Genomic DNA, 18,904 nt, shown 5'->3' with positions numbered 1-18,904 from the left:
TTCGAGCCTACGACCTGGTCCGTAATCGTGCGGTGGCCGGTGCGGACCGGCGCCGGAGGCGTGGCAGCAGCGTGCCGCCGCGACCGGCCGCGATCGTCTGCGCCAGCACCAGCGCCAGCGCGGCGGAGACCACCGCGAACCCGATCCAGTAGACCGGTGGCAGCAGGACGCCCAGCGCGCCGCCGAAGACCCAGCTGAGCTGCAAGATCGTCTCGGACCGGCCGAACGCCGAGGCCCGCGATCGCTCCGGCATGTCGTGCTGGATCACCGCGTCCAGGCAGACCTTGGCCAGGGCGCTGGCCGTCGCACCGACGAGGCCGACCACCACCGCGAGCGGGAACCCGGCCAGCACCGCCGCGCAGACCGCGACCGCCAGCGCGCTGCCCAGGCAGGCGATGATCACCCGGTCCGGCTTGCCGAAGTGCATCTTCGAACCCAGCCCGTTGCCGAGGAAGCTGCCGGCCCCGGCCGCGCCGCCGATCAGGCCGAGCAGCACGAGCTGCATGAACGGCTCGTGCTGGGTGCTCTGCTTGATCACGAACGCCGCGAACAGCGTCAGGAAGCCGGTCAGCAGCCGGATGCCGCCGTTGCCCCACAGCGCCACCACGACGTGCCCGCTCAGCGGAACCTTCTTGGTCTGCTCCGGGTTCGAGCCGATCGACGTCGGCACCTCGCCCTCGGTGCTCTCCACCCAGCCCGGGATCCGCAGGCACAGCCACACGCCGCCGGCCGCCATCGCGGCCATGAACCACAGCGCGCCCTCGGAACCCAGCAGCCAGGCGAAGCCGGAGGCGATCGCGCCGAAGATCCCGCCCGCGGCCATGCCGAACGCGGTCAACCGGGAGTTGGCCTTGGTCAGCGTGATCTGCGTCGGCAGCACCCGCGGCGTCATCGCCGCCTTGAGCACGCCGAAGGACTTCGACAGCACCATGCAGCCCAGCGCCGCCGGGTAGAGCAGCCAGCTGTTGAAGTTCAGCGCCATCACGGCCGCGAGCAGCACGCGGACCGCGAACGATGCGGCGAGCGCGAAGCGGCGGCCCTGCTGCAGCCGGTCCAGCGCCGGGCCGATCACTGGGGCGATCACCGCGAACGGCGCGACCGTGATCAGCAGGTAGAGCGCGACCTTGTCCTTGCTCTCGCCGGTGGCGGCGGAGAAGAACAGGGTGTTGGCCAGCGCGACCGCCATCGCGGCGTCCACCGCGTAGTTGCCCATCACCGCGTAGGTGAACTTCGCGAGCCCGGACCGGTCGGCGCCGTCGGCGTGCGCGAGCGAGAAGAACATCCGCATCGCGCGTTGCGTCAGGTCCCGGCTGCGCCACGCGGCGACCCGGGTGACCGTCAGCTTCCGGGGCGGTGCCGTGCCCCGGGGCTGCTCGGGTTCGGGTTCCTCCTCGGTCCGGCCCGGGTGGTCTTCGGGCAGCGGCGGCAATCGCCGGGTGCGGCTGCGCGGCCGGTCGTAGTCCGGGTCGTCCTCCCACGGATACCGGCGGTCGGCCCGCTCGTCCCTGCTCGACGCCTCGAACCGGTGCTCGGCGCGCTGGGGCTCGTCGCGCTGCTCCGGGCCGTGCTCGGGCGACGCTTCCCGGCCGCCTTCGGCGTACGAACCGCGCTTGCCGCGCTGCCCGGCGCCCCAGCCCGATCGGCCGCGTGGGGCGTCCGATCGCTGGTCATGGCGTCGCAAACCCATGCCGTTCATCCTGCCTCACCCGCCTCCGGCCGTTCGGGCATCCGCCGGATTTCGGCGGTCCCGCGAATAAAGAGGACGGAACCGGCCCGCCAGATACACCTGGACACCATCGAGCGACATAAACGGCCCGAAACCACCCCGCCCGGGTGGCGAGAAGATTCGACGGGTCTCGCGTGTGGAGCGAACGGACCGTTCGCGCCGATAGGCGAGGTGAACGGGCCGTTCACCCCGATAGCTAGGTGTGGACAGGCGGCTTCGCCGCTCCGCAGAGCGGAGCCCCACCGCAACCCCGCGTCACCACATCCCGAACAAGCCGCTGTAGCGGCCCAGCACGACGCCTGTTCAGGCGGGCGTGAGGCGCCAGTAGCCGTAGGGGTTGAAGAAGATGTCCTCGTCGTCGTAGCGGTCGCACGACTGCTGACGCAGCAGCCAGCGCGGCGAGTCCTCGGTGAGCCGGAAGCCCTCGCCGTCGCGGATCTCCGCCGCCCGCGGCTCGGTCAGCAGGTAGCCCGCCAGGCCGTCGATCAGCTCGACCCACTCGCCGAGCCGGCCCTCGTCCAGCAGCCCCTCGGCCTCCAGCTCCACGTCGGGCACCCCGAGCAGGTGCATGCCGCAGGTGTGGAGCACCTCGCCGCTGTGGATCGGCCGCTTCACCCAGGCCTGGCGGAGGACGTCGGGCTCGGCGGCGTCGGCGGCCAGCGCCAGCCACGTCTCCCGGCCGTGGGCGAGGCCGCTGCTCTCGCTCTTGATCGCGGTGGCGTCGCAGCGCTCGAACAGCTCCGCGACCACCGCCAGCATCCGCTCGGAGATGAAGGAAGCGTGCTCCTGCCCGCCCTTCGCGAGCACGTACGCGACCGAGTCGTGCTCGTCGACCGCGGCCCAGTCGTCGTCGGTGAAGGTCAACTGCGCGAGGCAGGCCTCGAACGCGTCGGGCATCCGCGGGTCGTGCTCGTGCTCCGAGGACTCCCGGTCCAGCGAGAAGAACGGCCCGCCGTACGCGCGGACGGCCGCCTCGACCAGGTCGAAGTCCATGCCGGTACCGAGCACGCAGAGCACGTGCAACGGCTCCACCAGATCCTCGTGATCATCCATGCGGCGACCGTACTAACGATCACGCCGGGACGAAGCGAACTCGGAAAATCGTCGGCCAGTACTTGCCGGTGAGCAGGAACTCGTCGGTGCCGGGGATCGCGGCGATGCCGTTGAGCACGTCGGTGCCCGCCCGCTCCCAGGAGCTCAGCAGCCCGGACGCGTCCACCACCGCGGTCACCTGCCCGGTCGCCGGGTCGATGCGCAGGATCTCGTCGCTGCCCCAGACGTTGGCCCAGACCTGGTCGCCGACGCACTCCAGCTCGTTGAGCTTCTCCACCGCGGATCCGCCGCGCCGCACGTCGACGCCGCCGACCGGCGCGAACGTCGCCGGGTCCCGGAAGGTGAGCCGATCGCTGCCGTCGCTCATGACCAACCGCGACCCGTCGAAGCACAGGCCCCATCCCTCACCCGTGTACTCCACACGGCGGAGCTCGTCCAGCGTCTTCCGATCTCGCTCCAGCGCAACCCCTTCCTGCCAGGTGAGCTGCCAGATACGGTCACCCGTGACGGTGATGCCCTCACCGAAGAGCTCGGCCGGGAGCCGGGCTTCGCGGCGCACCTCGCCGGTGGCGAGGTCGGTGGCGCGGAGCAGCGAAGAACCGTGCATGCCGGTGCCTTCGTAGAGGGTGCCGGCGGCGAGTTCGAGGCCCTGAGTGAATGAGGAGCGGTCGTGCGGGAGCACGGAGATCACCTCCGCTCGGAGGTGTGGCAGGCTTCCCGCGTGCCCAACGCCCTGATCGGTTTGCTCGCGGTCGTCCTGGCCGTCGTGTTGCGCTGGTACCTGCGGCGTGCACGCCACCAACCCCAGCCCGATGGCGAGCACCCAGCAGCACAGCACACGTCGAGTCGCGAGGAGTCGCACCCCGAAAGCTTGACACGGGCGGCGGCAGCGACGACCACGTACGGCACAATCGAGCATGTGACGCCTATGCCTGCTCCGATGACCAGCCCAGGCGCGGATGCCCCGTTCGAGGACGTGGGGCAGCCTGCGCCCGTGCCGCCGAACCCGGAGCTCGCCGCCGCCGAGGACGTCGCGCGAGCTGCGGCGGAGGACGAGGCGCGGCCCGGGGACGACCCGATCGGCTCGCCGGTGCTGACCCTGGACACCGAGGCCGGCGCCCCGGTCGGGGCGCACGTCGGCATCGAAGCCGAGGGCCCGCACGCGGTCACGCACTACTTCGAGTCGAACTACCCGGGCTACGTCGGGTGGCGCTGGGCGGTCACGGTCGCCAGCGTCGGCCCGGGCGAGCCGGTGACGGTCAGCGAGGTTGTGCTGCTGCCCGGCCCGAGCGCGTTGACCGCGCCGGAATGGGTGCCGTGGAACCAGCGGGTTCGCCCCGGCGACCTCGGCGCGGGTGACCTGCTGCCGACCACCGCGGACGACCCGCGGCTGGCGCCCGGCTACCTGACCAGCGACGACCCCGCGGTGGAGGAGGTCGCCCACGAGGTCGGCCTCGGCCGCAAGCGGGTGCTCAGCCTGGAGGGCCGGCTGGAGGCCGCCGACCGCTGGCACAGCGGCGACTTCGGGCCGCGCGCCGACATCGCCAAGTTGGCGCCGGGAGCCTGCGGCACCTGCGGTTTCTTCCTGAAGTTGGCGGGTTCGATGGGCGGCGCGTTCGGCGTCTGCGCCAACGAGCTCGCGCCCGCCGACGGTCGCGTGGTCAGCGTGGAGTTCGGCTGCGGCGCGCATTCGGAGGTCGAGGTGGACACCTCGTCGACGGTGCCGGTGGCCGAGGTCGTCTACGACGACGCCACCCTGGACTTCGAGCCGCGCGGGTGAGCGGAGCGGATTCGTTCGGTACGGCCGAGCTTCGGCGGGCCGTGCTGCAGTCCTGGGAGTCCTCGCCGACCCGGTTCCGCGAGGACGCCAACGCCGAGGAAGACCTCAGGCTCGGCGGCTACCGCGACCGGCTGCTGGTCGAGCTGGCGCAGAACGCCGCAGATGCGGCGGGCGCCGACGGTGTGCTGCGCGTCGAGCTCGTCGGCCGTGAGCTGCGAGTCGCGAACACCGGGTCGCCGCTGACCGCGGACGGCGTGGCGGGCCTGGCTTCGCTGCGCGCGTCGGCCAAGCGCGAGGGCGCCTCGGTCGGCCGGTTCGGCGTCGGGTTCGCCGCAGTGCTGGCGGTGTCCGACGAGCCGCAGATCCTGTCGAGGTCCGGCGGCGTCGCGTTCTCCGCCGAGCGGACCAGGGAAGCGGCGGCGGAGCTGGCAGGCCCGGCGGAGGAGATGGCGGCGCGGGAAGGCGCGGTGCCGGTGCTGCGACTGCCGTGGGCGGTCGCCAACGAGCCGCCGGAGGGCTTCGACACCGAGGTGCGGTTGCCGCTGCGCCCCGACGTGGTCACGGACGCGCTGATGGCGGCGTTCACCGACCAGGCGCCAGACCTGCTTATCGCGTTGCCCGCGCTGACCGAGATCCGGATCGGCGAGAAGACGTGGCGGCGCGTGGACGAAGGCGCGGATCGGCTGGTCGTGCACGGCCCGGTCCGCAGCGACCGGTGGCTCGTGCACCGCGCGACGGGCACGTTGAACGAGACGATGCTGGCCGGCCTGGGCGTCGAGGCCCGGCACGCCACGGAGTGGCGCGTGGCATGGGCGGTGCCGCTGGACGAGAGCGGCACGCCGATCCCGTTGGCCGAAGACGTGCTGCACGCGCCGACACCGACCGAGGAGCGGCTGTCGCTGCCTGCGCGGTTGCTGGCGAGCGTGCCGGTGGAACCGGACCGGCGACGGGTGGCGGCGTCGGCCGCCACGGATGCGGTGCTGACGTTCGCCGCCGAGTCCTATCCCGGGCTGGTCGGCAAGATCGCCGTGGAGCACCGGACGGCGCTGGTGCCGCTGCCGGGCTTCCCGCTGTCCGATGTGGACGACAAGCTGCGGCAGGGCGTGAACGACCGGCTGCGGGTCGCGGCGTGGCTGCCCGCGGCGAACGGGAATCTGGTGGCGCCGCTGGAATCCCGGGTCCTCGAATACATCTCGCCGGAGCTCGCCGACCTGCTCAAGGACGTGATCCCAGGCCTGCTCACGGCGGAGCTCGCGGATGCCCGGCACCGCAGGTCGCTGCACGTGCTGGAGGTCCGGCGGCTCGCCGCGGCGGAGATCGTCGACGCGGTCACCGGCCTGCAGCGACCGCCGGAGTGGTGGTACCGCTTCTACGACGCGCTGGTCCCGATCGAGAGCGCGGATCCCGTGGCGCGCGAGGAGTTCTCCGCGCTGCCCGTGCCGCTGGCGGACGGCCGAACGGTGACGGGCGTGCGGGATGTCCTGCTCAGCCACCGGGACGCGGACCCGGACCCGGCGGCGCTGCTGTCCACTCTGGACATCTCGGGCCTGCGCATCGCGCACCCCGAAGCGACGCATCCGCTGCTGGAGAAGCTCGGCGCGCACCCGGCCGGCCCGGCGGAGCTGCTCGACGCCCCGTCGCTGGAGGAGGCGGTGCGTAGCAGCGTCTCCGACGCGCGAGCCGGAGCGGACGTGCGGCCGTTGGCGGAGGCGGTGTTGCGGCTGGTCGCGAGCGCGCAGCCGCGCGACTGGCTGGGCGCGCTGGCGCTGCCGGACGCGAACGGTGACTTCCGCCGTGCGGACGAACTCCTGCTGCCCGATGCGGCGCTGCTGGAGGTCATCGACGCCGAGTACATCGGTGCGGACGGGCCGCTCGCGGTGCTGGACGAGGCGTTCGCCGCCGCGCGGCCCGCGGAGCTGCTGCGGGCGATCGGCGTGCTGGACGACTTCGCGGTGCACGTCGAGGAAGACCCGGTCGAGGCGGACGACGACTTCCCGGACTCGCGCCACTGGTGGGCGGAGCAGGAATCGGCGCAGCCCGACAACTGGCCACCGGCCAGGTTCGCGGGAATCCGGGACCTGGACCTGGTCGCCGACGACGCCTGGCCGACAGCGATCCGCCTGCTGGTGCGGAATCCGGAAACCCTGCGCGCCCTGCGCGAACCGAACAGCTACTCGGCTTGGTGGATCGCGCGCTACGCGCTGCTCGGCGGCCAGCCGCCCAGGCACTGGCGCCTCGCGAGTGCCGGAGAACTGGCGGGCCTCTTCGACGCGGTGCCCGACGTGGGCCTCGACGACGAGCAGCTGAGGATCACGGGCGTGCGCAGCGAGCTCGTCATCGACGACTCCGACGACGCTGCGGACCTGCTGGAACGCCTCGGCGACCCGGATCGCGCCGTGCGCGCCGGAACGGCGCTGCGCGCGCACCAAGCGCTGGCGGACGCGGTCGCGTCGGGTGTCGTGGACCCGGCCGAGATCGATCTCCCGGAGATGGTGCGCTCGGTGTCGGGCGCGGTGGTCAGCACCGGGCGAGCGGTGGTGCTCGACGAGCCGTGGATGCTGAGCGTGCTGGAAGCGCCGCTGGTGATCGCGGGCGGCAGCCCGGACCAGTTCGACGCGGAATCCCTGGCGGAACTCCTGGATCTGCCGCTGGCATCGGAAGAGAACACGATGCAGGTGGTGGACGAGGGCCGCGCCCAGAGCTGGCCGGAGGTGGCGCGCGTCCCGGCGGCGTGCGAGCTGCTGGGGATCACGGTGCCGACCGGCGAGGTCAGGCTCCACGACACGCTGCGAGTCCGGTCGTCGACGGGGGAGCAGCGGGTGCACTGGTGGGTCGACAGGACGGGGACGGTCCACGCGGAGCGAACCCCGGACGGCCTGGCCCGAGCCCTGGCCTGGGCATCGGGATCCTGGCACGAGAGGTTCGCCCTAACGGCCCTGCTGGCGGACCCGGAAGCGGCAACCCTCCTGCGCTGAGCGGTTCACCCGAACCGCTCGGCCTTGACGGCGGCTAAGAAAACGCCCCAAGCCTGCGGCCGGAAGGCCAAGGTCCCACCATCCCGATCCTTGGTGTCGCGAACGCCGACGACACCAGGACCAGCACCAATCTCGACGCAGTTGCCTTCTTCACCGCTGTAGCTGGGCTTACGCCAGTTCGTGATCGGAGACATTGCCCTCCTCCATCTTCTTCGCGCATGCAGCGATGAGATCGGCAGATTCGTGAGGGCTCAACGCTGCTTTAGCCAGACTAGCCACGCTCTCGACGAACGGGGAAGTGTCGGCCGGATCGTCTAGGAAGGTACCAGCGCGGCGATGCTCCAAATAGACGATGGTTCGCTGCCGTTGGAACTTCATGAGCAGCTGGTTGCCGTTCAGGCCGACATGCGCGCCAAGGTCGTAAGGGATTACCTGGACCGTGATGTGTGGGCGAAGCGCCATGCGCATGATGTGCCTGAGCTGCTCTCCCATCACGTCGCTGCCCCCGACCGGACGGTGCAGGACTGACTCATCGATCAGGGCGTGGAACTCCACTGGGCTCTTTCCAGTTAGGACGCTCTGCCGACCGAGCCGCAGAGCGACTCTGGATTCAACATCGCTGTCCTTGAGTCCGCCTGCGACCATGATCGCCCGAGTGTAGTCGGCGATCTGAAGCAAGCCTGGGATAAAGCCAATTGACACGTCGGTGATCCCGGTTGCGCTCCGCTCGAACTCCAGCAGGGCAACGAGTTGCTGTGGCAGTCCTGGGTTTCCCACTTCCCACCAGTGCGGCTTGTGTGCGTCCTCGGCGAGTTCAAGGATGCGCGTTCGCTTCTGCCCCTTGATGCCGAGTGTTCCCAGGATGATTGCTATCTCAGTTTCTGAAGGAACCTTGGCCCCGACCTCGATCCGGCCGAGAGTCGCCCTTGACCAATCGCACTGCTCCGCCAGTTCCTCTAGTCGCAGGCCAGCTTCCTTGCGGAGCTTGCGAATCTCGGCACCCAGCCCCCGTGAACGTGCAGTTGTCATATGCCCACGCTATTTCAGGACCTGAGATTGCGCCATTACACATAAAGGTGAACCGGCTTGATCGGAGATAGTTGGACCGGTCTCATCTGCTTAGAGACCGCAAAAAGGAGGTCCCAGTGTCCGACTACTTGACCTACGTCTGGCGCCCGGTCACGGGAGGCCGCCACGCTTTCCCGATCACGGCAACGAAAACCCCTGCGGGTGTGCCGGTGGTGGCGTTCTGCGGAGCGGAAGCGGACGCAGCGGAGCTGCACGATCGTTCCGAAGTGGACTGGGTCCGCGAGGACACCTGCATGCGCTGCTGGCACGTCCTCACCACCCACCCCTGACCGGTCAGGAGGGCTCCCGATTTTGCCTAAAATTGGAAAGTTCCGTGCCGCGGAGAGGTCCCCAATTTTAGGCAAAATCGGACAACCCGAAACCCAACCTCCGCATCACGGAAGGAAACCCCTCGTCATGTTCTGGATTCAGCTCAGCACGTTCGTCCTGTTCAACTTGCTGATCCTCGCCATGCTCACCACCCAGATCCCCGCACGAGCCATCGCGTTCGCGACAACAGGGCAGCACGCCGGAGGCGGCGAAGGTGCTTACACGGTCTGGCATCTCATCGCCGACGTCGAAGCCGAAACCCGACAAGACGAGGGCGGGGCGGAGCGCGAACATCCCCGCATACCACCGGGATTCCCCACCGCCGACCCCGATGAGCCGACCGGGCGGCATCACCTGCGCACGTAGCCGCTCGTGAGTGGTTTGGAGTGCTAGAGCAATCCAAACCACTCACGAGACCCGAGCAGGGCCGGTGCGGTGACCTCCCCCCCAACCCCCACCCGCACCGGTCCACCCCGGTGACCGGGCGCGACCTCCCCGACCCCACGCGCCCGGTCACCGGCCAAAACCCCGCGGCTCAAGGAGAACGTGATGACGCGATCGACCGAGAACGGCCCCGAAGGGCGAGTCGGCTACTGGGCGGCCTTCGGCTACCAGAACCACATGATCCCGGTCGAAGACCCACGCCGCACGGGCAGCGACCTGATCGCCCTGTGCGGCGTTATGGCAGCCCCCGAAGACGTCGCCACCCGAGATGGCCGCCCGACCTGCTCCGTCTGCGCCATCGAAGTCCGAAGTGGACGAATAGATCTGCGGTCGTGACGTTCGGCTGAAGGCCACTTTTCCGGCATCGGGGTCGGGCATAATGCCGTCTGGCCTGATGACAGGCCGTTTTGGGGGAGCGCTCCGAGTTCTGCGTGAGCGCATTCATGCTGAGGGGAGCATGTCCGAGTGACTCATCAAGGCTGGCCGGGAAACCAAGGCCCGCAGCCCTATCCACAGCAGCCGTACCCGCCGCGGTACCCGGCCGGTCCGGCGGCGATGCCGCCCAAGAAGCGCCGGCCCTGGGTGCCGTTCCTGATCATCGGGCTCGTCGTCGTCCTGGTCGGTGGCGGCGTGGCCGGATGGCTCGCGTTGCGCGCCAGGTACGGTCCGCGGGATGAGGACCAGCGGCAGGCGGCGACGCTGCTCTGGAAAGAGAGCCCGACGATGGACGAGAAGCCCTTCAACAGCTGGGCTTCCGACGGCATCGTCGCGGTGATGCACGAAGACTGGCTCGACGCGTTCCACGCGGACTCCGGCGAAGACGCCTGGGACATGGAACCGCCGCTGCGGGCCGGGGACGACGCCAAGCTGAGCCGGTTCTGCGGCATGAGCCACGAGGTCAAGAACGGCCTCGGCGTCATCGCCTACGGCCCGTACGAGAAGGACTGGTACGGCGGCACCGGCTGCTCGACGATCGCCGTCATCGACGTCAAAACCGGTGCCGTCAAGCGGCAGTTCGACATGCCGATCGTCGAGAACCGGAGCACCACGAACTTCACCGATCCGGAGATCGTCGGCGACGTGGTGGTCTTCGCCCTGCACGACATTGTGTTCGGGATGAGCCTGACCAGCGGGAACGAGGTCTGGCGCCACGACCAGGAAGCGAACCGGGGCTGCATGGTGTTGGGGCCGGCCATCAGCGAGAGGACCGTGGCCGTCCCGCTTGACTGCACCACCGACGGCCCCGCCCAGGAACTTCTCTTCCTGGACCCGGCGAACGGGGCGGAACGCGGGCGAGCGACGTACGAATCGCACAGCCCGGTCGGGATGATCTCCGCGGACCCGCCGATCGTCGAGATCGCGACGAGCGATGATGACGAGGTCCCACGAACCCTGCTCGTCTTCGACGAGATGGGGCGTCAGGCGGTGGCCATTCCGGAGAACGTTCCCGCCGGGCGTCTGTACATCGCGCCGATCAACAACCGTGTCGACTACAAATCGCGCAAGAGGTATCGCGTTGTCCTTGCCGATGGGTTGCTCATCGCTCCGACGATGAGCAAGCCTGTAAGCGCGTACCGCGAAACCAACAAGATCGTGGCAGTCGATCTGAAAACCGGCGAGCAGCGTTGGGCTGCGGAACTCGGGCCGGAAGTCGTCGGTATGCCGTTCGCCGTTACGGACAACGCCGTGCTTACGATCAACCAGCACACGTACGAGAATCCGTCGCAGGTGTTCGAGATTCCGCTCAACGGTGGGAAGCCCAAGCAGATCAGCGGACTGTTCCCGGATCTGGGCACCTTGGTGGACAACTACAACCTGCATTGGGACGAGCACGCGGTTTATGGCGCCTACATGGGCCCCGGCACTGCGCCAACGCAGATCTTCGCCGTGCGGTAGCACCTAAAAGCGCTGGCCGCGCACCGGAATCGGTGCGCGGCCAGTTCGCTTCGGTCGACCTCAGCGGGTGTTGATCACTCGCCGAAGACCGGCGGGGCGACCTTGGGCAGGCCCAGGTCGTCCCAGGCCTCGTCCGTGTCGACCCAGTACTTGTCCTCGTGCTCCTGGTCTTCCTCGCCCTGCTTGCCCTGGCCGCGACCAGCACCACCGGCGCCCATGCCGCCGGCGCCACCACGACCGGCCGCACCAGCAGCGCCACCGGCACCAGCACCGGAACCGCCGCCGAGACCGCCGAGGCCGGCGCGTCCACCGGCACCCAGGCCCGCACCGCGGCCGCCGGCGCCACCGGCACCGAGCCCACGAGCGCCACCGGCACCACCTGCGCCGGAACCGGAGCCGCCGCCGGGCGGCATCATGCCGAGGCCGCCGCCCATGTTCGGGCCCGTGCTGACGTTGGGGCTGGGGTTGACGGGCAGGCCGGGACCGTTGGGGACGGGCGGCGAGGACCACTGCGACGTGTTCTGCGACGGAGTCGTGTAACCACCGTCGCCGGGCCCACCGGTGCCACCGGTGCCGCCACTACCGCTGCCGCCGCCGAGGCTGCCACCCCAGCTGCCGCCACCGCCGCCACCACCACCAGGACCGCCGCCGGGAATCCCGGAACCGTTCGGAATGCTGCCGACGGTCGGGTTCGTCCCGGTGTTGCCGGAGCCCTGGTCGTACGCCATCTCCGGAGCCTTCGGGTAGAAGGCCAGGTTCTGCGAGACGTTCGTGGTGCTGTTGCTGTAGTTGTCGTAGTGCTGCTTGGCCTCCTGAGCCTTCTCAGTGGCCTGGCGTTCCTGCTTCTGCAGGTCGGTCTCGCCACCGACCAGCCAAGCGCCGCCCTTCTCGAGCAGGTTGTCGGTCGCGTCGACCTTCACCGGCTCGGGCATGCTGTGCTTGACCTTGCCGAAGTTCTGGACCTGCTGCTCAGCAGAGTTGGCGACGGAGTCAGAGACGCCCTTGGCGTCCTGGATGAACTGGGACATCGGCTGGAGCGACGAGCCGTGCGCTTCCGCCGCTTGACCGGTCCAAGCCAGGTTGGCCTTCTTGTTCGCAGCGTCGAGGATCGAAGAGACCTCGTCGAACTGCCCCCCGATGTCCTTCTGCCACGAGGTCACGGCACCGGTCATGTCCGTGGTGCCCTTGCCCTCGTGGATCTGCTTGTATTTCTCCGGGTGGTTGAACCCGACCTTCTGCATGATCTCGTCCGTGTTGCCATGGTCTGAGTCACGCGTGAGCAGGTAGCCGCCAACCAGAATCGGTAAAACCATGGTTACACCCCCTCGTAAGTAATGGTCGTGGTCGATGCGGGCGCGATCAGGCGTCCGGGACGTTCTTCAGTGCTTCGCCGGTGATCTTCTCGGCGTAGCCGCACGGGTCGTTCATTTCGGGTGTGCCGCCGGCGTTCTTGAAGTAGTTGACCTCAAGAGACTGGTCATCGGCGATTGCAAGTTCGATCCGGCAGAGATTGCTCTGCTCGTCGACGCGTGCGCCTTGGTAGCCGCCGACCTGCGTCTGCTTGAAGTTGTCGCTCGACTCGGCTGCTTCCATGATCTTCGCCAAGCCGCCAGCCTTCGTGTTGATCGCGGCGTAGGCCGTGAAGGCATCGCTACGCCACTTGCACTGCGACTCGTCGTACTTGGACTTGCTCTCCTCGGGAGGCTGCGAGCCCGCATCGCCTCCGAGCTGCGAGATCTGATCCTTGGTCAGCAGCTGACATGCGTCAGTGATCGCCTTGAGGTTCTTCGGGTTCTCGACCTTCGGCGCGGCGGAGGAAGTGGTGGTGGCCGACTCGGTCGGAGGTGTCTTTGGCGGAGTCGTAGACCCCGGCGAACACGCCGACGCTCCAAGGACGGCGAGTAGCGAGACAGCGGTCAACGTTGCGCGGCGTAGCACGTGAGCTCTTCCTTAAACCTGGCGGATCGAAGCGTTTTCGTCGGTGGCCTGGTAGCCGCCCTGCGCAGCCTTCAACTGGTCGATCTGCGTCTGGATGCGAGCGCGCGCGTCGTTAACGGCCCAGGAGAGGCAGCCTTCGTTCTCGCCGGCCATTTCCCCAAGCGCATCGGACAGCCGCTGGCTGACCTCATCATCGCCGGGCGGCGCGATCTTCTTCAGCTGCTGCGCGGCCAACAGGATTTCGCCGAGCTTGTCCTGGGCCTTCTGGTACTCGGTGATCAGGCCCGGAATCTGCTCGATGTCGACAGTGAACGACGCTGACTGCGCAGAGCCGCCCGAGTTGATCGCGGTGTGGATCGTCGCCGACCGCACGGCCTTCTGTCCCATGGTGACCACCGTGTTGGCGACACCGTCGAAGAATGACACCTTTCACTACCCCCTTTGTCCCCTGAAACAGGTACACGTCGCGCTTAGCTTGCCAGGTCGTTGCCCGTTCGTGCACAGGTGTGACGATGCTTCGCGCGGATCGGTTCCCAACTCGTTGCCGGATTAGTCCCTTTGGCGGAGTGACGTTGGTCGCTACCAGGCCGCTTCGCGCTGGGTCTTCGTCGTCAGCTCCCCGAGCACCCGGGTGAACGTGCTCATGTCCGCCCCCGCGAACATCCGCTGGGTGCCGCTGTTGTAGACCGCCGTGCGGCCCTGCTGCAGGTCGATGATCCGCAGCGTCTGGTCTCCCCGGCGCTCGCGGCGGCGGTCGTCCCAGATCGTGACGCCCGCCTCGCCGAGGCCCAGCCGCGGGCCTTCGAGCAACTGCGTCATCTTCCGGAAGCTCGCCACGTTCACGCCGCGAGCTCGCAGGCTCTGCTCGATCGCCTGCGGGTCTTCGTCCCCGCGGCGGCGCACGTCGGCCATGGCCGCGCGCATCTCCGCGAGGTCCACGCTCAGCGCCGGTCGGATGCGGGCCGGCGGGTGTTCCGGGAGCACCGACACCAGCGACGGGATCAGTTCGTTCGGATGCACCGGCTCCAGGATGATCCGGTCACCGTCGACGACCGTGCGTACCGCCGTCTTGTTCGCCTTCGACACCGCGGCGCGCAGTTCGCTGCCCTTCTGCGAGGAGAACCGCAGGTCGTACTCGACCGTCACGTGCGCGTAGATGCCGAGCAGCTCCATGACCCGGTCGTTCACGCCGCTCGGGTTGATCAGGCCGCGATCGCGGACCCGCTGCTCCGCCGCCTCGAATTCGCGAGGCATGTCTTTCACGGTCGTCCCGTAGTTGCTGTACGACGCGATCATCGGGATCCGGCTGAGATCGGCGCGTTCGGCCAGGATCGCGAATTCGAGTCGGTCGACGTCGAGCTTGGGCACTGGTGCTGCGCTCCCGCGTTAGGGCATCGGAACTTGATGTCGACTGTGCAGACTAACTGGGCGCGGGGCTGTTCGGAGCAGAATCGGGCAGGCTCAGCCGTCGAGTCCGGACAGGCCTTTCCAGGCGCCCCGGGAACCGCGGCGCGCCGCCGAGCGCTGCCAGCGGAACACGCCGTAGCCGATGATGCCGAGCACGCCCCCGGCCAGGCAGGTCCAGAACTGGATGCCGGCCCAGTCGCGGATGCCGAACAGGACTACGCCGGCGAACCACAGGGCCGTGCCGAACAGCACCACCGGGGTGGGGTCCGCCAGCCTCCGCGGCAGCGGCGGGACCGGCCGGTGACCCGGCGCCGAGGGGGTGGATTCGCTGTCCTGTGCCACGTCAGGCAGGCTACTCCCGGTAATGAACGCGCGCGCAGGCGCGGTGATCGGGAAGTACTGATGGTGGATCGAGACGTTTCCAAGAAGTCGCTGCTGGACAGGTATTTCAAGATCACCGATCGCGGGTCCAGCATAGGGCGGGAAGTTCGCGGCGGCGTGGTCACGTTCGTCACCGTGGCGTACATCATCGTGCTGAACCCGCTGATCCTCGGCAGCACCTCCGCCGAGGACGCCGGTGCCAAGCGCGACGTGCTGGGCAACATCCTGCCGGTTTCGCAGGTCGCGGCCACCACCGCGCTGGTCGCGGGCGTGATGACGATCCTGTTCGGACTGATCGCCAACTACCCGTTCGCGATCGCCGCCGGGCTCGGCATCAACACGCTGCTGGCCGTGACCATCGCGCCGCAGGTCACCTGGCCCGAGGCGATGGGCCTGGTGGTGGTGGACGGCATCATCATCCTGATCCTGGTCGCCACCGGGTTCCGGACCGCGGTGTTCAACGCGGTGCCACCCGAGCTCAAGGCCGCGATCGCGGTCGGCGTCGGCGTGTTCATCACCTTCGTCGGCCTGGTCGACTCCGGATTCGTGCGGCGCCTGCCGGACGCGGCCAACACGACGGTGCCGGTCGGGCTGGGCATCGACGGCTCGATCGCCTCCTGGCCGACCGCGGTGTTCGTGTTCGGGCTGGTGCTCACCTCGGTGCTGGTGGCGCGCAAGGTGCGGGGCGCGATCCTGATCAGCGTGGCCGTCACCACGGTGCTGTCGATCATCATCGAGTCGGTCTTCCACGCGGGCCCGTCGAAGGGCACCAACCCCTACGGCTGGAACCTCGGCTACCCGGCGGTGCCGGAGCAGGTCATCGGCCTGCCCGACCTGTCGCTGGTCGGCGACGTCTCCTTCGGCGCCTGGACGCGGCTGCCGGCGCTGGCCGCCGCGATGCTGGTGTTCACGCTGGTGCTGGCGAACTTCTTCGACGCCATGGGCACCATGACCGGCCTCGGCAAGGAGGGCGGGCTCGCCGACAAGGACGGCAACCTGCCGGGCATCGGCAAGGCGCTGGCCGTCGAGGGCGTCGGCGCGGTCGCCGGCGGGCTGGGTTCGGCGAGCTCCAACACCGTGTTCGTAGAGTCCGCGTCCGGCATCGCGGAGGGAGCGCGCACCGGCCTGGCGAACGTGATCACCGGCCTGCTGTTCCTGGCGGCGATGTTCTTCACGCCGCTCTACCAGATCATCCCGGTGGAGGCGGCGGCTCCGGCGCTGGTGGTGGTCGGGGCGATGATGCTCACCCAGATCCGGCAGATCGACCTGTCCGACTTCAGCATCGCGCTGCCCGCGTTCCTGACGATCGTGGTCATGCCGTTCACGTACTCGATCGCCAACGGCATCGGCGCGGGCTTCATCAGCTACGTGCTGCTGCGGGTCTTCACCGGCCGCATCCGCACCGTGCACCCGCTGATGTGGGTCGTGTCGGCGGCGTTCGTGCTCTACTTCTGCTCCGGCCCGCTGCACGCCCTCTTCGGCATCTGATCGGCCGTTCGCGCAGGTGATTGCCCGTGCGCGTTTTGTGTCGCCAGAGCAGCACAAAGTGCGCACGGGGCCTGGCCGGGCGAGACGAGGGCTTTGGGCCGTTCGGAGTAGTGCGTCGATTGGGTTGCGATTCCAGGTGCGGGGTCGTCGGCTGGCTATGGTGGACGGCCACTGATCAGGCTTGATCAGTTTGTCCGATTCCCCGAAATAGTTTGGTAGACTAACGACGTGTCCGATATCGCGGAGCGCGAGCGCACCCTGGCGAGTCGGCTGCGGCTCGCCGTCGTCCGCCTGAACCGGCGGCTGCGCGCGCAGAGCAACGACTCGAAGATCACGCTGTCCCAGCTGTCGGCGCTGTCCTGTCTGCACAAGGCCGGCGCGTTGACGCCTGGCGAGCTGGCGGCCCGGGAAGGCGTCCAGCCACCGTCGATGACCAGGGTGATCTCCGCCCTGGAAGACGCCGGGCTGGTCGCACGTCGGGCGCACCCCACCGACGGCCGGCAGGCCATCGTGGAACTGACCGAGGCGGGCCAGGCCCGCATAGACGAAGAGGTCTCGATCCGGGAGCGCTGGCTGGACCAGCAGCTCGCGGACCTGTCCGAGGAAGACCGCCGCGTGCTGTGCCAGGCGGCGGAGATCATCGACCGGTTGGCCGGCCGATGACCGGAGTCCGGTGAGAGGCGGTACGCACGAGCGTGGTTGACCGATCCGCGGCACGCACGGGAACCGACCCGGGCGGGGACCCGGCCAACCACGAACCGCCGTCCACATCGGACCGATCCGGCGGCATGTTCCGCTCGCTGCGGGAGCGCAACTACCGCTACTACGCCTCCGGCCAGGTCGTTTCGCTGACCGGCACGTGGATGCAGCGCGCCGCGCAGGACTGGCTGGTGCTGGAACTCTCCGGCGGCAGCCCGGCCGCGCTGGGCGTGGCGGTCGCGCTGCAGTTCGCCCCGACCCTGCTGCTGACGCTGTGGGCGGGCGTCATCGCCGACCGATTCGACAAGCGGCGCATGCTCGTCGCCACCCAAAGTGCGCTCGGCGTCTGCGGTCTCGTGCTGGGGCTGCTCGACGTCACCGGTGTCGTGCTGCTCTGGCACGTCTACCTGCTGTGCTTCGTGCTCGGCTGCTTCGCCGCGATCGACGCGCCGGTGCGGCAGTCGTTCGTCGTCGAGATGGTCGGGTCCCGGCAGCTCACCAACGCCGTCGCGCTGAACTCGATGACGTTCAACCTGGCGCGCATCGTCGGCCCGGCCATCGCTGGGGTGCTGATCACCGCGATCGGCACCGGCTGGGTGTTCCTGCTCAACGGGTTGAGCTCGGTCGCCGTGGTCGCCGGGCTGGCGCTGATGGACGCGTCGGCGCTGCACCGGGCCAAGCCGCCGCCGAAGGAACGCGGCCAGCTGCGCGCCGGGCTGCGTTACGTGCGCGGGCGGCCGGACCTGATCGTCGTGATGGTGCTGGTGTTCTTCATCGGCACGTTCGGGATGAACTTCGAGAGCTCCTTCGCCGTGATCGCGCGCAACGTCTTCGGGCGCGACGCCGACGGCTACGGCCTGCTGATCACCATGCTCGCGGTCGGCACGCTGACCGGGGCAGCGCTGGCGGCCCGGCGTAGCGGCCGCGGGGTGCCAAGGCTGCGGCTGATGCTGCTGGGCGCCGGCGTTTTCGGCGTGCTGGAGGCCGTGGCGGCGCTGATGCCGACCTACGAGCTGTTCGCGGCGTCGCTGGTGCCGGTCGGGATCGCTGTGATGACGTTCACCACGAGCGCGAACGCGACCGTCCAGCTGGCCGTGGAGCCGACCATGCGCGGCCGGGTCATGGGCCTCTACATGCTGCTGTTCCTGGGCGGAAAACCGCTGGGCGGGCTGGCTTCGGGGTGGCTCGCCGAGGTGCTCGGGCCGCGCTGGCCGATCTTGCTGGGTGGGCTGGCGTCGCTGGCCGCCGCGCTCGGCGGCGTCGCGGTGCTGGCCTGGCGGCGGCGAACGAGGTTGCCCGAGTCAAAAGGTTAGGCTAACCTAAAATCCGTCCGCTTCGTGGTGGGAGCGGTAGTCAGTTCGGGAACAGATCGGGCCCCGGTCTCCTGCGGGAGGCCGGGGCCCGGTCGTATTCGGGCCCGGGAAAGGACTTCGGGGCCCTCCCGGAGGAAGGCCCCGAAGTTTCGGCAGTGGGCTTGTCGGAGCACTCACCGCCGAGTGGTGGGGCCGTGAGTGTTTTGTGCTGCCATGGCGACACAAAGCACTCACGGCTTCTGACCAGCGAGAACCGAAGGCGCGGTGGTTCTGCCTGTCAGGCGGTGGGAAGGCGGAGGCCGTTGTAGCCGGCGCGGGCGTCGGCGAAGCGCTTGGAAACCTCGTCCCAGTCGACGACGTTCCACAGGTGCTTGACGTAGTCCGCCTTCACATTGCGGTACTGCAG

General features: G+C 68.9%; 20 protein-coding genes. 9 read left to right on the top strand and 11 right to left on the bottom strand.

All coding sequences use genetic code 11. The features are described 5' to 3' along the window. Positions 1-7: 7 nt before the first annotated feature. The 3 genes from BLW84_RS22960 to BLW84_RS22950 form a co-directional block, all read right to left on the bottom strand. Entirely contained in the window at positions 8-1,687 is a 1,680-nt protein-coding gene (locus BLW84_RS22960) for an MFS transporter (RefSeq protein WP_093268566.1), read from the bottom strand. Between the two features lie 342 nt (positions 1,688-2,029). Then, entirely contained in the window at positions 2,030-2,779 is a 750-nt protein-coding gene (locus BLW84_RS22955; RefSeq protein ID WP_093268563.1) for a hypothetical protein, read from the bottom strand. A 19-nt stretch (positions 2,780-2,798) separates the two neighbouring features. Beyond that, positions 2,799-3,641, bottom strand: a complete 843-nt coding sequence (locus tag BLW84_RS22950) for a glutaminyl-peptide cyclotransferase (RefSeq protein WP_245761319.1) — start codon at positions 3,639-3,641, stop codon at positions 2,799-2,801. Between the two features lie 78 nt (positions 3,642-3,719). Here BLW84_RS22950 and BLW84_RS22945 point away from each other — a divergent pair, with 78 nt between their 5' ends. Then, positions 3,720-4,559: a DUF3027 domain-containing protein gene (locus BLW84_RS22945; protein ID WP_093268558.1), complete on the top strand. Its 840-nt coding sequence runs from the start codon at positions 3,720-3,722 to the stop codon at positions 4,557-4,559. Then, positions 4,556-7,534 (top strand): sacsin N-terminal ATP-binding-like domain-containing protein, encoded by a 2,979-nt coding sequence (locus tag BLW84_RS22940; protein WP_093268556.1) that lies wholly within the window; start codon positions 4,556-4,558, stop codon positions 7,532-7,534. The genes BLW84_RS22945 and BLW84_RS22940 overlap by 4 nt, the downstream gene beginning before the upstream one ends. 5 nt (positions 7,535-7,539) lie before the next feature. Here BLW84_RS22940 and BLW84_RS22935 read toward each other — a convergent pair whose 3' ends face one another. Continuing rightward, a complete protein-coding gene (locus tag BLW84_RS22935) occupies positions 7,540-7,728 on the bottom strand; it encodes a DUF397 domain-containing protein (protein ID WP_093268554.1) in 189 nt (62 codons plus the stop codon). Next, positions 7,703-8,563: a helix-turn-helix domain-containing protein gene (locus BLW84_RS22930; RefSeq protein WP_093268552.1), complete on the bottom strand. Its 861-nt coding sequence runs from the start codon at positions 8,561-8,563 to the stop codon at positions 7,703-7,705. The genes BLW84_RS22935 and BLW84_RS22930 overlap by 26 nt, the downstream gene beginning before the upstream one ends. Positions 8,564-8,679: 116 nt before the next feature. Between BLW84_RS22930 and BLW84_RS22925 the strand changes: the two genes are divergently transcribed. The 4 genes from BLW84_RS22925 (at position 8,680) to BLW84_RS22910 (ending at position 11,272) form a co-directional block, all read left to right on the top strand. After that, on the top strand, positions 8,680-8,892 hold the full coding sequence (locus BLW84_RS22925; protein WP_093268549.1) for an HC3 family zinc finger protein: 213 nt from the start codon (positions 8,680-8,682) through the stop codon (positions 8,890-8,892). A gap of 127 nt (positions 8,893-9,019) precedes the next feature. Beyond that, positions 9,020-9,298, top strand: a complete 279-nt coding sequence (locus BLW84_RS22920) for a hypothetical protein (RefSeq protein ID WP_093268547.1) — start codon at positions 9,020-9,022, stop codon at positions 9,296-9,298. A 183-nt stretch (positions 9,299-9,481) separates the two neighbouring features. Further along, on the top strand, positions 9,482-9,712 hold the full coding sequence (locus BLW84_RS22915; RefSeq protein WP_093268544.1) for a hypothetical protein: 231 nt from the start codon (positions 9,482-9,484) through the stop codon (positions 9,710-9,712). Positions 9,713-9,841: 129 nt separating this feature from the next. Then, positions 9,842-11,272, top strand: coding sequence for an outer membrane protein assembly factor BamB family protein (locus BLW84_RS22910; protein WP_143061063.1), 1,431 nt, complete (start codon positions 9,842-9,844; stop codon positions 11,270-11,272). Positions 11,273-11,346: 74 nt separating this feature from the next. On the opposite strand, the gene BLW84_RS46415 is transcribed toward BLW84_RS22910, so the two are convergent. The 5 genes from BLW84_RS46415 to BLW84_RS22880 form a co-directional block, all read right to left on the bottom strand. After that, complete coding sequence (locus tag BLW84_RS46415) at positions 11,347-12,585, bottom strand: PPE domain-containing protein (protein ID WP_143061062.1); 1,239 nt, start codon at positions 12,583-12,585, stop codon at positions 11,347-11,349. Positions 12,586-12,631: 46 nt separating this feature from the next. Continuing rightward, positions 12,632-13,192, bottom strand: coding sequence for a DUF3558 domain-containing protein (locus BLW84_RS22895; protein ID WP_177226641.1), 561 nt, complete (start codon positions 13,190-13,192; stop codon positions 12,632-12,634). Between the two features lie 30 nt (positions 13,193-13,222). Continuing rightward, on the bottom strand, positions 13,223-13,636 hold the full coding sequence (locus BLW84_RS22890; RefSeq protein WP_093268536.1) for a PE domain-containing protein: 414 nt from the start codon (positions 13,634-13,636) through the stop codon (positions 13,223-13,225). 153 nt (positions 13,637-13,789) lie between these two features. Further along, a complete protein-coding gene (locus BLW84_RS22885; RefSeq protein ID WP_093268535.1) occupies positions 13,790-14,578 on the bottom strand; it encodes an ESX secretion-associated protein EspG in 789 nt (262 codons plus the stop codon). A gap of 93 nt (positions 14,579-14,671) precedes the next feature. Further along, the gene (locus BLW84_RS22880; protein WP_093268532.1) at positions 14,672-14,959 is read right to left on the bottom strand and encodes a DUF2530 domain-containing protein; all 288 of its coding nucleotides are present in this window, start codon (positions 14,957-14,959) and stop codon (positions 14,672-14,674) included. A 60-nt stretch (positions 14,960-15,019) separates the two neighbouring features. On the opposite strand from BLW84_RS22880, the gene BLW84_RS22875 reads away from it, so the two are divergent. The 3 genes from BLW84_RS22875 (at position 15,020) to BLW84_RS22865 (ending at position 18,498) form a co-directional block, all read left to right on the top strand. Continuing rightward, positions 15,020-16,486, top strand: coding sequence for an NCS2 family permease (locus BLW84_RS22875; protein WP_093268530.1), 1,467 nt, complete (start codon positions 15,020-15,022; stop codon positions 16,484-16,486). A 228-nt stretch (positions 16,487-16,714) separates the two neighbouring features. Further along, positions 16,715-17,149: a MarR family winged helix-turn-helix transcriptional regulator gene (locus tag BLW84_RS22870; RefSeq protein ID WP_093268527.1), complete on the top strand. Its 435-nt coding sequence runs from the start codon at positions 16,715-16,717 to the stop codon at positions 17,147-17,149. Between the two features lie 32 nt (positions 17,150-17,181). Further along, positions 17,182-18,498, top strand: coding sequence for an MFS transporter (locus BLW84_RS22865; protein ID WP_245761318.1), 1,317 nt, complete (start codon positions 17,182-17,184; stop codon positions 18,496-18,498). A gap of 277 nt (positions 18,499-18,775) precedes the next feature. Here BLW84_RS22865 and BLW84_RS22860 read toward each other — a convergent pair whose 3' ends face one another. Next, positions 18,776-18,904, bottom strand: coding sequence for a Fe-Mn family superoxide dismutase (locus tag BLW84_RS22860; RefSeq protein ID WP_425441744.1), 129 nt, complete (start codon positions 18,902-18,904; stop codon positions 18,776-18,778).

This window comes from Saccharopolyspora shandongensis, assembly GCF_900106995.1.
Lineage (GTDB): Bacteria > Actinomycetota > Actinomycetes > Mycobacteriales > Pseudonocardiaceae > Saccharopolyspora > Saccharopolyspora shandongensis.
Note: the sequence above shows the minus strand (reverse complement) of the source record. Positions and strands in the feature narration are given on the sequence as shown.

Coding starts and splice junctions, on each gene's coding strand:
- BLW84_RS22960 (WP_093268566.1), bottom strand. CDS start 1,687: ATGGGTTTGCGACGCCATGACCAGCGATCGGACGCCCCACGCGGCCGA.
- BLW84_RS22955 (WP_093268563.1), bottom strand. CDS start 2,779: ATGGATGATCACGAGGATCTGGTGGAGCCGTTGCACGTGCTCTGCGTG.
- BLW84_RS22945 (WP_093268558.1), top strand. CDS start 3,720: ATGACCAGCCCAGGCGCGGATGCCCCGTTCGAGGACGTGGGGCAGCCT.
- BLW84_RS22935 (WP_093268554.1), bottom strand. CDS start 7,728: ATGTCTCCGATCACGAACTGGCGTAAGCCCAGCTACAGCGGTGAAGAA.
- BLW84_RS22930 (WP_093268552.1), bottom strand. CDS start 8,563: ATGACAACTGCACGTTCACGGGGGCTGGGTGCCGAGATTCGCAAGCTC.
- BLW84_RS22920 (WP_093268547.1), top strand. CDS start 9,020: ATGTTCTGGATTCAGCTCAGCACGTTCGTCCTGTTCAACTTGCTGATC.
- BLW84_RS22915 (WP_093268544.1), top strand. CDS start 9,482: ATGACGCGATCGACCGAGAACGGCCCCGAAGGGCGAGTCGGCTACTGG.
- BLW84_RS46415 (WP_143061062.1), bottom strand. CDS start 12,585: ATGGTTTTACCGATTCTGGTTGGCGGCTACCTGCTCACGCGTGACTCA.
- BLW84_RS22875 (WP_093268530.1), top strand. CDS start 15,020: ATGGTGGATCGAGACGTTTCCAAGAAGTCGCTGCTGGACAGGTATTTC.